The organism is Pseudomonas sp. StFLB209 (assembly GCF_000829415.1).
Taxonomy (GTDB): domain Bacteria; phylum Pseudomonadota; class Gammaproteobacteria; order Pseudomonadales; family Pseudomonadaceae; genus Aquipseudomonas.
In genome coordinates, this window is the sequence record NZ_AP014637.1 from 4,318,263 (window position 1) to 4,331,673 (window position 13,411).

The window sequence follows — 13,411 nt, forward strand, 5'->3', positions numbered from 1 at the left end:
GCTGTGTATCGACGCTGCTACAACCGGCCTCAGGCGCGCGGCAGGTTCAGCACGGCGGTCAGGCCGCCGCCCGGTGTCTGGCTCAACTGCAGGTCGCCGCCCATTCGCCAGGCCGCTTCGCGGGCAATGGTCATGCCCATGCCGACCCCGCCGGAATTGCGGTTGCGCGAGCCTTCAAGGCGATAGAACGGCTCGAATACGCTTTCAAAGAACTCCGGGGCGATACCGGGACCGTTATCGACCACCGCGATGCGTACCCGATCAGCCTCATCGAGGATGTCGACGTGGGCGCTGCCGGCATAGCGCAGCGCGTTGTCGATCAGATTGTGCAGGCACGAGCGCAGCGCCATCGGCTGGGTCTTCAGTGGGCGGCAGATGCCCTGATAGGTCACCTCGTCGCCGTTGTCCTGGGCGTTTTCGGCCAGCGACTCGATCAGTGCCTGCACATCGAACTGCTGCATGGCCTCGCTCTGGCGGTTCTGGTTGAAGTAGCTCAGGGTCGCATCGATCATGCCGATCATGTCGTTGAGGTCCTGGCTCATCTGATCATGCAGGCGCTGATCGTCGATTTGCTCGACGCGCAGCTTCAGGCGCGCCAGCGGGGTGCGCAGGTCGTGAGACACGGCGGCCAGCATGCGCGCGCGCTGCTGCAACTGTTCGCGGAGCTTTTCCTGCATCAGATTGAAGGTCTGCGCGGCCTGGCGCGCTTCGCGCGGCCCGGTGATGGCCAGTGGCGGGCTGTCGAGGTCGTCCGACAAACGCTCGGCCGCATCGCTCAGGCGCCTTACCGGGTTGGCCAGCGCTTTTGCGCCATACCAGGCAGCAATCACCAGGGTCACTAACTGAAAGACCAGCGGCACCACCGGCCCGCCAAACAGCGGCGGTTTGGGGCGTTCGGGCGGCTGCCTGGGGGTGCCATCGGCTTGCAGTTCGGCAACCGGCGCTGCGGGGTGCGGCGGTGGTGGCGGGCCGTAGTGGGTGAACCAGGCAAAGGCCAGCAGATGGGCCAGCAGGATCGCGGCCAGAGCACCGCCAAACAGCCGGGCAAACAGCGTGTCGGCCGAACGGATCAACTCAGCTCCCGAGCGTCGAACAGGTAGCCTTCACCGCGCACGGTCTTGATCAGTTGCGGATTCTTCGGGTCTTCACCGAGCTTCTGGCGCAGGCGCGAGACCAGCAGGTCAATACTGCGATCGAAGGCTTCAATGGAGCGCCCGCGTGCGGCATCGAGCAGTTGCTCGCGGCTCAGCACCCGGTGCGGGCGCTCAAGGAAGACCCGCAGCAGCCGAAACTCGGCGTTCGACAGCGGCACCACCAGGCCATCCGGCGCAATCAACTGGCGCAGCACGCTGTTCAGCCGCCAGGCGTCGAACCGTATGGTGGTGCGTTGATCACTGCGGTCATCACGAATGCGGCGCAGCACGGTCTGGATCCGTGCCACCAGCTCACGGGGTTCGAACGGCTTGGCCATGTAGTCGTCGGCGCCCAGTTCCAGGCCGATGATCCGGTCAGTCGGTTCGCAGCGTGCGGTGAGCATCAGAATCGGGATGTCAGAGCTGCTGCGCAGCCAGCGGCACAGCGACAGGCCGTCCTCGCCGGGCAGCATCAGGTCCAGCACCACCACATCGAAGCTGCCATCGGCCAAAGCCTGGCGCATTTGCACGCCGTCGGTCACGCCAGTGGCCTGAATATTGAACCGTGCCAGGTAATCGCACAGCAGTTCACGAATTGCCACGTCGTCATCGACGATCAGGGCGCGGGTAGTCCAGCGCTGTTCGTTGGCTGAGTCGTCGGCGAGGCTGTCGGAGAGTGCTTGCATATGCGTTTGCTGCCTGAAAGGGCGCCTGAACAGGCGGCGAGTCATGATCGAGCGGCTGGCCATTATGGTGCCAGCGAGCGGTGCGCAAGCTTGCCGTCGGGGAATGTCTGGCGAATGTCGCCAATGTATCAGGCCTGACACATTTTGCCATGCGCAGGCAGCGCTGTGTGCTGCGTCAAGCTGGCAGAACCGGCAGTGGGGCGCGCGGGCGCGGGCGGGTTAACTGTCAGGTCTGGCAGCCGCGGTGCTGCCTGGAAGCTTCGAAACCCATCAGCAACCGCCCAGGAGGCACTGCCCATGGACACGGAACAGAAACGCAACGCCCGCAAGACCCGGGAAAACTACCGGCGCAACCGGCCGCTGCTGGAACTCGATGTGGCGCATATCGTCGATGCCATTGCCGGTGATCCGGATGGTTTGATGCCGGTGGCCAAACTTGGCGAGGCGATCCAGCTTGAGTTGAGCAACTGGATGGACACGATTCCTCCTAACGGTCGTACCTATGGTTTGAGGTTGTGGTGGCGGGCCGAGGGCGCGCTTGATCCGGTACTGCTTCATGAAGAAATCCTGTCGGCGCCGGTGCAGTTCCCGGTCAAAGAGCAGATTCTGGAGGCACATTTCCGCGGTCGTGAGGGGCGCTTTACATTCTGGTACAGCGTACGCAACTGGAATGACACTCAATTCACCGATGCGCCACAGCAGTTCATCACCCTCGACCGCACGCCGATCTGGGGCCAGGATGACCCGCCTGCGGTGGAAGATCCAGGCCCGGTCAACGAGGCGGTGCTGGCCGCCGATGGCGGTGTGTGGCTGACCGTCCCGGCGTTCGAGGAAGCGAAAAAGGACAGCGTCAGGGTCTCGGTGGTCTGGACCAACGCCGTTCCGGACCCCGATCAGCCCATCAGCCCGTCGATTGTTGAACTGCTGCCGGAGCAAACCCGCCGCGTGCTGATGCCGCGCAGCGTCATTGATGCGCTGGGCTCGGGCGATCACTACGTTGCCTATGAGCTGTACGACAAGGCCGGCAACCGCAGCCGGGTGTCGCGGGTGCGTCCGGTCCAGGTGGTGCTGGGACCGGTGCCGGAAAACCTCAAGCCGCCTTTTGTGCCGCTGGCCCCTGGCGGTGGCGACACGCTGATCGACCTGGAGGACGCAAACCTGGGCGTCACGGTCGAGATCGCCGACTACACCGGCCACCTGCCCAATGACGATATCGTGGTCCAGTGGGGGATTGGCGAGTTGCCCGCGCAGCGGGTCGGTGGCGGTAACCCGTTCCCGGTATCCGTGCCGGTGCCCTGGAACCACCTTAAAGCCGAATACACCGACCACCCACTCGACCAGGTCACGCCGGTGACCTACACCATCCTGCGTGGCAGCGCGCCGTTTCCGTTGCCTGCGGCCGATGCCATCGAGGTCGATGTCAATTTTGCCTACACCGGGCCCGATAATCCCAACGAGCCAGACCCGGTCAATCCGGCGCTGGATCTGGTCGTGGTCAGGGGCGATTCCGGTCAGGACAATCACCTGGTTCCCGGCGATGCCAACCTGCCGGCAACGGCCAGCTTCACCCTCTACGACCCCGTAACTGCCGGGGATGTCATCACCCTGTTCTGGAAGGGTGTCGCGGTGCAGCACGTCATCACCTTGGTGGGCACTGAGGCGCCAGGTACCACCCTGACTTTCGACGTGCTGTGGAGTGAAATCGAGGCGGGCGGCACCGGGGTGGTCGAGGTGCATTACAGCTTGAGCAATCCTGCCTACCCCAACGATGTCCGTTCCACGCCTACTGATGTCACGGTGCATGCCATTCCGATATTACTCGATAAGCCGGACTTCCCGGATATCGTTGATGTCGGTGGCCTGCCGATTCTCAACTGCTCGGCGCTGCGCCGCCGCAGCAGCGACGGCGCCATCGGCTATCGGGTGCAGGTGCCGCCGTCTGCCTATCTGGTGGCCGGCGAGCAAATCAGCCTGCGCTGGGTGCTGTATGAGTATGGAACGTCCACTGAAGTACCCGGCACCGAGCTGCTTGCAGACCTGACGATTGCCGTCGGCGCGGAGGTCGATGGGGTGGAGTGGTTCGTGACCCCTTACGACCTGCACATTCTGCCGGCACGGGAGGACACGGCTGATGGATACGCGACAGGTCATCTGGCTTACACGCTGACCATCAATGCCGCCCCGGTTACTTCCGCAGCGGCTGAAGAACTTGTTTCACCAGAGCAACTGGGTACGCCGGATGGAACTTGTGATCTTGGTGTAGTGCCGGGCATGCCATGAAATAGCAAGTGCCACTAATGGCTAATTAGTTATCGATGAGGGGTTGTTTATTAATGGTCTCAACAGTAGGAATATTCCTACATTAGTTGCGGATTGATCTGATAGCTCGTGGAGCGGTGTCTTATTAGTCTTGGCGCCCCTTCGTAATTGGCCGGCTCGTTACAGTATCGAGCCGGCTCTTTCAATCTGGAGACGCCGTAATGTCCTTTCGCCCGCCCTTTCGCCGAGCGCCGCTTTCTGCCGCCCTGCAACTTTTACTCATGACGCCTATGCTGCCCGCGATGTTGGTCGCGCAACAGGCCCGCGCCGAAACAGTACGATTTGACAAGACCATTGACGCCTCGACACCAATTACCGATTACCGGGTCATTAATGGCGCCACTTTGACAAGCAATGGTGCCAGCACTTCTGCAATCAAGGTCGAGCGTGACTCGGCGCTGGTGTTGAACAACTCCAGTGTCACCAGCACGACGCAAGGTATCTATCTGTCTGCCGCCACTGCCAATGTGACTGGCAGCACCATCCGTGCCAGTGACACCGGCCTGTTCATGGGGCGTGACGCCATCGATGCCGAGGGCTCCACGGCCATTGTGCGCGCCAGCATCATCCAGGGTGGCGACACCGGCGTCAGAGTGGGCAGCAGAAACACGTTTACCGCCTTCGATACCCAGATCAGTGGTGGCGCCTACGGCCTGTGGATCAACAATGGCCAGGCTTCGGTGCAAGGCGGCTCGATTACCGGCGACATCGGGGTGCACTTCAATCCCGGCGAGGACCTGTCGCGGCCGGCCAGCCTGGTGCTCGATGGCGTGGCCGTGGAAGGCACCGGTGGCGCCGCCATCGACGTCGCTGACTATGGCCTGCCCTCCAATCCGGTGGAGATTCAGGTCAATAATGGTTCGACCCTCAAGGGGGCCAATGGTGTGCTGCTGAACGTCAACACCGGCGCCACTGCCAACCTGAATGTCAGCAACAGCCAATTGACCGGTGATGTCCACGTTGAGCAGGGCTCCACCGCCAACCTGAAACTGCACAATGCCGCCAGCCTGACCGGCAACCTTTACAACGTCGCCAGCCTGGCGGTCGACAGTGGCGCGCAATGGGTGATGGCCGGCGACAATCAGTTGGCCAGCTTGAGCCTGGACGGCGGCAGCGTACGTTTCGGCCAGCCAGGTGCGTTTCATACCCTGTCGCTGGGTGAACTGTCTGGCAATGGAACCTTTGCCATGCAGGCCGATTTCATACAGGGCCGCAACGACTTTCTCGATGTGACCGGTCATGCCAGTGGCAATCATCAGTTGGCGGTCACCGCCAGCGGTCAGGACCCGCTCAAGGACGCCAGCCTGCACATGGTACGGATTGCCGACGGTGACGCGCAGTTCAGCCTGCTGGGCGGGCCGGTCGACCTCGGCACCTGGTCTTATGACCTGCTGCGCCAGGGCAATGACTGGTATCTGGACACCACCACCAAAGTCATCAGCCCGGGTACGGCTTCCGTGCTGGCCCTGTTCAATGCCGCGCCCACGGTGTGGTATGGCGAACTGAGCAGCCTGCGCACGCGCATGGGCGAGCTGCGCCATAACCCCGGCCAGGCGGGCGGCTGGATGCGCGCCTATGGCAATAAATATGACGTCAGCACCGATGTGAGCTACCGGCAGACCCAGCAGGGCTTGAGCCTGGGGGCTGATGCGCCGCTGCCTTATGGTGACGGGCAATGGCTGGTCGGTGTACTGGCCGGTTACAGCCAGTCGGACCTTGACCTGCAAAAGGGCACCAGTGGCAGTGTCGACAGCTTCTACGTCGGTGGCTACGGCACCTGGCTCGATGCCCAGAGCGGTTACTATCTCGACGCGGTGGTCAAGTTCAACCACCTGCGCAACAAGGCCGATGTCGCCATGAGCGATGGCCAGCGCAGCAAGGGCAGCTACCACAACAATGGCCTGGGCGCGTCGCTGGAGTTTGGCCGCCATATCAAACTGGACGATGGCTACTTCATTGAGCCCTTTGGTCAGCTCTCGGCGCTGACCGTCAGTGGCAAGGATTACCGTCTGTCCAATGGTATGCGTGCCGAAGGCGAGCGCAGCGGCTCGGTGCTGGGCAAGCTCGGTGCCACCGCCGGGCGTGATTTCGATCTCGGCCAGGGCCGCACGGTACAGCCTTATGTGCGTGCCGCACTGGTGCATGAGTTCGCTGACGACAATCAGGTGCGGGTCAACGACAACCGCTTCAACAACGACCTGTCCGGCTCGCGGGGCGAGCTGGGTGTCGGCCTTGCCATGTCGTTCGCCGAGCAGTGGCAGGTGCATGCTGATTTCGACTACAGCAACGGCAAACGCATCGACCAGCCCTGGGGCGCCAACCTGGGGCTGCGCTACAACTGGTAAGCGGTTGCATTCGTACACAAGTCACTGGCAGCCAACCTGATGGTTCTGCCAGTGCCGCACCTCGGTGTACAGCGGTTAAATGGGCCTTAGCCACCCGCGCACCGAGGAGCGTCCAGCATGAGCCCGTCTGATCAAGCCCCGTCTGTGATCACCTTGCCGGTACCGGTGGTGCCGGCCTTGTTGCCCGATGACCCGCAATGGGATGAAACCGGCCTGCTGCCGGCGACCGATGCCTACGCACCGCTGCCGGTGGAGGTGCCGGCCTGGGAGCACACGCCCATTTCTGGCAGGAGCACCATCCTGCGCGTGTACTGGACCACCGGCGCCAGTCATCACCCGGTGTACGAGAAACAATGGCCCAGCGACGCCTATCCGGACATTCCGCCGCAAGATCTCCTGTTTCAAGTGCCGGTAGTGCGGCTTGCCCAGGGCGAGCATCAGCTCTGGTATGAACTGACCACCCCCAGCGAATTCTACCCCCACTCGCTGGAGCAGAAGGTCACCATTGACCTCACCGCGCCGGTACTGGGCAACAATAGCGGGCGGCTGATCTTCGACACCGACACCATTACCGAGCAGTACCTGATTGACCATGGCGACCAGCTACTGGGGCAGGTGCCGGTTTACCCGTTGGCGGCGCCGGGGGATGTGATTACCTGGTACTGGAGCCGCGATCCGCAGCAGGTTCTACCGGCCGATGAAGTGGCCAGCCGGCCCTTGCCGCGCGGCACCGTCCAGCCCATCAGCCTGGCGTTTGCCGGGCAGATGATCCGTGATCGCGGCGATGGTGAGCGCTATGCTTGCTATCAGCTCAAGGATCGGGCCGGCAATACCAGCCCATATTCCAACCCTGTGCGCCTGACCGTGCGGGCCCAACCCGTGGGGCGTGTATTGCCGCCGCCGACGGTGGCCGAGGCTGTCGGGTCAGGCAGTCAGAGTTCGCTCAATCCTGACTCCGCGCGCAGCGGGGCCACGGTGGTGATTGCGCCTGAAGCGGTGCTCAAACCTGGCGATGTCATCGAAGTGTTCTGGGCAACGCCCGGCACCCATGGCGCCTACCAGACGGATGATGCTGAAGCCGAACGCCGCTACAAGGTGCCCGCCGAGTATGTGCCAGCCCACATGGGCACGCAGATTGCGGTCTACTACCGGGTCAGTGGCAATGGTCCGGATGAAGAGTCGCAGCATCACACCCTAAGCGTGCAGCAAAAGGGCAGCGGTTGGCCGACCATCCAGTGCACCCGGCCGACTATCGCGTCAGGGCGCCTGAGCCTGGCCACGGTCATAGATCACGCCACCTTCCGGTTGCCAAAATGGATGTTCATGGCCGCCGAACAGCGGCTGACCATCAGCCTGCTCGCCAGCGGCGCCACCCGGGTGTTGCTCGATGACTATCGCATTACACAAGGCGATGTCGATGCTGCTCATGTATCCACCAATGCGCTCAAGAGCCTGCTGGAGGGCCTGCCGCTGGGGGCGCTGACGGTGCAGGCCAGGGTCAGCTTCGATGGTGGCAGCAGCACCGTTACCTTCCCGACCCTGAACCTGCAACTGGTGGCTTGAGCGGTCACTGGTAACTGATGGTGAAGCTCAGTGAGCCTTTGGCCTGGCCGGCCTTGACGCCATTGGCCTGAGCGGTCTGGTAGTAGCGGGCACTGAGGTCCAGTACGGTGTCGCCTGGGGTCAGGGTGGCGATCGGCACCTCTTGTTGCAAGGCAATCGGGGTGACGCCATCGCCGCGCAGAATCTGGACCGCGACGCCCTGGGCGGTGGAGTCGCTGGTCAGGGAAAAGGCCCCGTCCACTCCCGGCACCGGAGTCGAACCGTTGACGCCGTCCAGGCGCACCGTGGCCCAGGCGAGATTGTCATCATTGGGGTCGCTGTCACAGTTGCTCAAGCGAATGCTGAACGGCGTGGGGGTGGTGGTGGTGCCCGGTGCGCTGAACTGCGTGGCGCGCCATTCACCGAGCTTGACCGGGTCGTCACTGACGGCCGCAGCGTTGCACTGGGCCTGGATCACATTGGCGCGGATATGGAAGTCGATGGCGCGCGGCACCAGGCTGAACTGGCCATGAAACAGTGCGGTGTCGACCATGTGCGGCCCCGCCGCGATCGGGCCGGTCTTGACCAGTGTCACCTGGCCCTGCAATGGGGTGATCGGCAAGGCCGCAATATTCGCGCGCAGCAAGGCCATGAACGGCACCAGCGGCTCACCCTGCGGCTCAAAGGCGTCCGCTGCCAGGCCATCGAACGGATGGCCCAGGCGGATCACTGCACCGATGCCCGGCACACCGGTCTCGTACACCTTGCCATTGAAGTCCTGACCCAGCACCGGTGGCAGGTTGCCGGGGAAAATCGGTGCCAGCGAGCGGGTAATGAAGGTCAGTACCGACACGCCATCGTTCTGGCACTCTACATAGCGGCCCTCATTGGAGATCAGGCCAAATGGCTGCTCGAAAATGCCGATCACACTGCCTGCGACCGCGTCTCTGGGTACATACACCGCGCCCAGATTAAGGTCGTAGGTCATGCTCGGGTTGTTATCGGGCCTGATCCAGCAGGTACTTTGCGCTATGGCCGGCTGGATCTGTAACGCGCCGACCAGGGCAAAGGCGCCCAGGGCGCCTCGTGAAACAGGTTTCATAGGGGCAATCCTGTAGAGCGCCAGGCGGGCCTGGCGCAGGGTAAGAAAGTCAGGCACGGCAGGTCAGCGCTTGCAGGCGATAGCCCTGGCGCTGCTGCATGGTCGCCGGGTCCAGCAGCAACTGGCAGCGTTGCTGGTGCTGTTCACCCCAGCGTACCTGTAAGGTCTGCGGCTGCTCGTGACTGACCAGCAGCACCTGGCCGCCCTGGCCGGCGTTACCCAGCAGCGTGCCTTCGGCATCGAGCACCTGGGCGCCGAATGGCAACGGCTGGCCGTTTTCCAGGCTCAGGGTCAACACGAAGCGGTTGACCTGACGGGCGCTGAAGGTGTTTTTGATGACCGCACCCCGGCGCGGCACCACTTGCGCTGCACCGTTGTCGATTTCCACGTCGGCACCCAGTGCGTCGGTGTTCAGCGTCAACTGGTTGACCCGATAGGGGCGCAGGTGCGGCATCAGCGCGTAGCCTCGGGCATTGGTCTTGACCCCGGTCACGTTGTTCAGACCGACGCCGGGGATGTCCGGCACATGGACCAGCGCGACGGTTTCGCCCAGGTGCGGGCCCAGCTCGATACCACCGGCATGCAGCAACACCGAGCCGCTGGCGTTGACCGAGCTGCTGCGGTAATCGCGGCCCTGGGTGAAGCCGGCGCCCAGGCTGGCGAACGGTGCCTGCCAGGTGGCGGACAGCGAGCCGGACTGGCCGCTGTGCTGGTCATTACCCAGCGAGGTGGCGTAGTTCAGGCGCTGATCCATGGCGCTGCCGGTCAGCCGTGCGCTTTGGCTGTGACGGCCACCGCTGTCGAGGTAGCCCAGCGTGGCGCGGTTGGAGTGGCCCAGGTCCAGCGGGAACGACAGGGTAATGCCGAACTGACGGTCCTGGCCGGCGCGGCTGTCGTCCTGCAGGGCTTGCGAGGCGAACAGGTTGTAGCTGACCCCGCGATGCATATGGCTGAAGTTGAGCTGGAACTGGCGCTGCTGGTAGGTGCTGTGCCAGAAATCTTCCTGCGACAGGGTCAGGCTCAGGGTGCTGGCCTTGCCCAGATTCTGGAACACTGAAGCCTCCAGGCGGCTGCGGCGGCTGCCGCGCCAGGTACTCTCGTGGCTGCGCTCGCGCACCGCCTCGGCAAAATCGCGGTAGCCCTCGGTGGAGTAGCGGTAGCCAGCAAAGCGCAGGCTGGTATCGGTGGCAAACGCCTTGCCGTATTTGACCGCGTAGCTTTGGCCCGACACGCTAGTGGTGGTGCGGTTGTCGATGTCCGCCGCAGAATGGCTGACGTCCAGCGCCAGCGCGCCAAACTGACCCAGGTCGCGGGCCACGCCCAGGGTGGCGGCGCGATAGAACCCCGCACCTTGCAGGCCGCCGTACAGGGTCAGGTCCCAGGCGGTGCCCAGCGCCAGGCTGGCTTGTGCCAGCAGCGGCTCGTCGAGCCTGCCCGCCGGGTTGTAGCGGCCCAGCGCCAGGCCGTAGCGCCACACCCCCTCGCGCATCAGGTTGCCAAGGGTCGAGTAGGGCTGGGTAAAGCGCCGCACCTGGCCGTCGGCTTCGGTCAGCACCACTTCCAGCTCGCCACTGCCGCCGCCGATGCTCAGGTCGTCGATCAGGTAGGGGCCGGCGCTGACATAGGTGGTGTAGATCGGATAGCCGTTGTTGAACACCTCAAGCCTGGCGCGGCTGTTGGCCACCCCACGGATCAGCGGGGCGTAGCCTTGCAGCACGTCGGGCAGCATGGCCATGTCGGTGGCGATCACCAGGCCCTTGATCGGCAGGCTGCGGAACACCTCGCCGCCGGTCGAGGTCTCGCCCAGGGTCAGGTTGGCGTGGGTGCCCGGCAAGTCCCGCTGCGCGTAAGTGTAGGCGCGGGTCCATTGGCGCTGGCCCTGAGGGTTCTGCCGCAGGGCCTGGCTGCTGCGCAACCGCCACTGGCCGAGGTTGAAGCCGCCATTGAGGTACAGGTCGTCGCTGTTATGGCGTGCGCCGTTACGCCCGCTGCCCTGTTGCGCCGCCAACTGATAGTTGACGAACGCCGCATTGATGCCGCTGTCCCAGCGTGCCGGGTCGATCTGGCCGCTGACTTCGCGGCGCATCGCCACTTGCGGAATCGACAGCGCCATGCTCAGGCGCTGGCTGTCGAACCGGGCACTGGCCTGGGGAATCAGACGCGGCAGGTCGATACAGGTGTCGGCTGCGGGCAGCGGCTCGGCCAGCGCCGCCGGGTTAACGCCGATGTCTTGCAGCAACTGCGCTGGCAGGCAGGCGGTCAGTTGCCCGTTGACTTGATCGAGATGGAAATCCAGGCTGCGTGGCTCGAACGGCTTGAGGTTGACCGTCAGGCTGACCGGGTAGCGGCCCGGCGCCAGAGGGCTGTGTCCGCTCAGGTTCGACAGCGCCAGTTGTGCGGCGGCCGCACCCTCGGTGCCGGCCTGACGCATGAAACCGGCCTGGAACTGGGGTGGCGACCCGGCTTGCAATGGCGTCGCGGTGGCCATGAGGGGGGTGAAGTAAAGGCAACCGCCACTGGCGCCCAGCAGTAATGTCAGGCGCAAGCGGGCGGTCAGCCCTGTGGGGCCGATAAGCAAAAGCATGTGGGGATATTCCTGGCAGTACGGCTGGAAAGGCTCAGGGCCTGAACTGAAGTGCTGCGCTGTGATCGTCGCTGACACCGCCGTAGTCGTTGATGGCGGCGAACGTGACCTGCAGGCCGCTGGTGGCCTTGACACCCGGTAGCGGGTAGCTTTGCCGGCTCATGGGGGCGACCATGGGCGGGCTGTTCAGGCGCTGGGTTTGGCCATTGCCGCTGATGTCCATGCGGGTGAACGACACATGGAAGGGACCGGGGTTGTCGACCTGCAAGCGGGTCTGGCCGCCGACCTGCTGCACTGACCACTGCAGTTCTTTGAGCTGGCTGGTAGGCCCGCCCTTGAGCCCGGCAGGCCGGTAGAACAGCTTCAAACGGGTGCGCAGGGCGATGTTGAGCAGGTTTTGCGTGCCGGCGTCATGGGCCTGGGGAATTTCCTGAACATTGAAATAGAACAGCGACTCGCGGTCGGTGGGCAGTTCGTGAGGCAATTTGTTGATGATCAACTGTTGGTCCTGGCCGGGGTCGAGCCGAAACAGCGGCGGGGTGATCATGAAGGGCACGGCGGTGGTGGTGTCGTCGTCGGCGGTATTGACCCAGGTCTGCACCGCGAAGGGCTGCGCACTGGGGTTGGACACGATCAACGACACGCTGTTCTTGTCGCCGGGAAACACCACGCGGGTGCCACTGACCGTCAGCGCGGCGTGGCTGGCAGGAAACTGACCGAGCAACAAGGCGCCGGCCAGCAGGGCGGGGCGGCCCCTGGCCATGAAAGACAAAGACATGGAAATACCTGTGGAGGGCAAAAAGACCTGGAGGCAGGCGGCGCCCGGCGCTGGCACGCCGGGCGCGCCCGGGCATCAGTTGATGGCTACCGAGAAGCGTACGTCAGCCTTGGTGCCGCCAGCGGTGACCGTGGCGCTCTCGGAGCGGTGGGCGACATGGAACACCATGTCGGTGGGCAGCGTGTCGTCCAGGTCGAAGTCACGCGATGGCTGGCCGTTGAGCACCGGGTCACCCAGGTCGTCACGCAGGGCGGCCACCACGCCGCCTGCCGGGCTGTCGACCGGCATGAAGCGGAAGTAGTTGCCGGTGGTGTCCTTGGTGCCGGTGAAGGTCACGCTGGCGACGTCGCCCGGCGCCACGGTGCAGCCGCCACCCGGGGTCAGGCGCAGGCCGAAGCGGGCGTTGCCGATTTCCTGGCCGGCGCTGGTGAATTGGCTGGCCGAAACAATACCGATGTTCACATGGCTGCCGGTCGGGTTGCCGGTCACCGGGTCGATGATCTGGATCGGGCAGGTGGTGGCGGTGATGGCACCGTTGAAGTTGATGGTGCCGGTGTTGGCCAGGGCCGAGTTGGCGCTCACGCCCATCAGCAGAGTCAGCGGCAGGGCGAGTAATGCTTGTTTCATTGAATCTTCCTTTTGAGAGCTGAAACCAGAACGCTGCGAACTAACGAAGCGTCTGATTGCGCTTTGATATTGCGCGTGAATGCCTGTAAGCAAATTACCAAGCGGTTGTAAGTAACGTCCTACAGGGCGGCGCAAAGAATAGGCGTGGCGCGCGAAGGTCGATATAGGAAGGTTCCACGCGGAAGTAGGAAAAATTCCCGTAGTTTTGTAGGAGCTAGAAGGCTTGGCAAAAGGCCGTCAAGTAATCTATACATGTATAGTTCTAGCGGCCTGCTGCAAGAGTTCTCATTGCTAA

9 protein-coding genes are annotated in these 13,411 nt (G+C 63.5%); 3 read left to right on the forward strand and 6 right to left on the reverse strand.

Annotation, left to right across the window (positions count from 1 at the left end; translation table 11 throughout):
* Positions 1 to 29: 29 nt before the first annotated feature.
* Positions 30 to 1,073, reverse strand: a complete 1,044-nt coding sequence (locus tag PSCI_RS19445) for a HAMP domain-containing sensor histidine kinase (RefSeq protein ID WP_045490186.1) — start codon at positions 1,071 to 1,073, stop codon at positions 30 to 32.
* Positions 1,070 to 1,819, reverse strand: coding sequence for a response regulator (locus PSCI_RS19450; protein WP_045494595.1), 750 nt, complete (start codon positions 1,817 to 1,819; stop codon positions 1,070 to 1,072). Before PSCI_RS19450 ends, PSCI_RS19445 begins: the two co-directional genes overlap by 4 nt.
* Before the next feature lie 297 nt (positions 1,820 to 2,116).
* Between PSCI_RS19450 and PSCI_RS19455 the strand changes: the two genes are divergently transcribed.
* The 3 genes from PSCI_RS19455 to PSCI_RS19465 all read left to right on the forward strand — a co-directional run bounded on the left by PSCI_RS19455 (position 2,117) and on the right by PSCI_RS19465 (position 8,046).
* Positions 2,117 to 4,099 (forward strand): hypothetical protein, encoded by a 1,983-nt coding sequence (locus PSCI_RS19455; protein WP_144403283.1) that lies wholly within the window; start codon positions 2,117 to 2,119, stop codon positions 4,097 to 4,099.
* A gap of 260 nt (positions 4,100 to 4,359) precedes the next feature.
* A complete protein-coding gene (locus tag PSCI_RS19460; protein ID WP_231906446.1) occupies positions 4,360 to 6,483 on the forward strand; it encodes an autotransporter outer membrane beta-barrel domain-containing protein in 2,124 nt (707 codons plus the stop codon).
* Between the two features lie 117 nt (positions 6,484 to 6,600).
* On the forward strand, positions 6,601 to 8,046 hold the full coding sequence (locus PSCI_RS19465) for a hypothetical protein (protein ID WP_045490190.1): 1,446 nt from the start codon (positions 6,601 to 6,603) through the stop codon (positions 8,044 to 8,046).
* Between the two features lie 4 nt (positions 8,047 to 8,050).
* Here the strand turns inward: PSCI_RS19465 and PSCI_RS19470 are convergent, their stop codons facing one another.
* The 4 genes from PSCI_RS19470 to PSCI_RS19485 all read right to left on the reverse strand — a co-directional run bounded on the left by PSCI_RS19470 (position 8,051) and on the right by PSCI_RS19485 (position 13,116).
* Entirely contained in the window at positions 8,051 to 9,127 is a 1,077-nt protein-coding gene (locus PSCI_RS19470; protein WP_052483438.1) for a fimbrial protein, read from the reverse strand.
* A gap of 49 nt (positions 9,128 to 9,176) precedes the next feature.
* Positions 9,177 to 11,711, reverse strand: a complete 2,535-nt coding sequence (locus tag PSCI_RS19475) for a fimbria/pilus outer membrane usher protein (protein WP_084710029.1) — start codon at positions 11,709 to 11,711, stop codon at positions 9,177 to 9,179.
* Between the two features lie 34 nt (positions 11,712 to 11,745).
* Positions 11,746 to 12,489 (reverse strand): fimbrial biogenesis chaperone, encoded by a 744-nt coding sequence (locus PSCI_RS19480; RefSeq protein ID WP_084710030.1) that lies wholly within the window; start codon positions 12,487 to 12,489, stop codon positions 11,746 to 11,748.
* A gap of 75 nt (positions 12,490 to 12,564) precedes the next feature.
* The gene (locus PSCI_RS19485) at positions 12,565 to 13,116 is read right to left on the reverse strand and encodes a fimbrial protein (RefSeq protein WP_045490192.1); all 552 of its coding nucleotides are present in this window, start codon (positions 13,114 to 13,116) and stop codon (positions 12,565 to 12,567) included.
* Positions 13,117 to 13,411: the final 295 nt, after the last annotated feature.

Bases quoted from the DNA above. Each gene is read 5' to 3' on its own strand.
- PSCI_RS19450 (WP_045494595.1), bottom strand. From the start codon at position 1,819: ATGCAAGCACTCTCCGACAGCCTCGCCGACGACTCAGCCAACGAACAG.
- PSCI_RS19455 (WP_144403283.1), top strand. From the start codon at position 2,117: ATGGACACGGAACAGAAACGCAACGCCCGCAAGACCCGGGAAAACTAC.
- PSCI_RS19460 (WP_231906446.1), top strand. From the start codon at position 4,360: ATGACGCCTATGCTGCCCGCGATGTTGGTCGCGCAACAGGCCCGCGCC.
- PSCI_RS19465 (WP_045490190.1), top strand. From the start codon at position 6,601: ATGAGCCCGTCTGATCAAGCCCCGTCTGTGATCACCTTGCCGGTACCG.
- PSCI_RS19470 (WP_052483438.1), bottom strand. From the start codon at position 9,127: ATGAAACCTGTTTCACGAGGCGCCCTGGGCGCCTTTGCCCTGGTCGGC.
- PSCI_RS19475 (WP_084710029.1), bottom strand. From the start codon at position 11,711: ATGCTTTTGCTTATCGGCCCCACAGGGCTGACCGCCCGCTTGCGCCTG.
- PSCI_RS19480 (WP_084710030.1), bottom strand. From the start codon at position 12,489: ATGTCTTTGTCTTTCATGGCCAGGGGCCGCCCCGCCCTGCTGGCCGGC.
- PSCI_RS19485 (WP_045490192.1), bottom strand. From the start codon at position 13,116: ATGAAACAAGCATTACTCGCCCTGCCGCTGACTCTGCTGATGGGCGTG.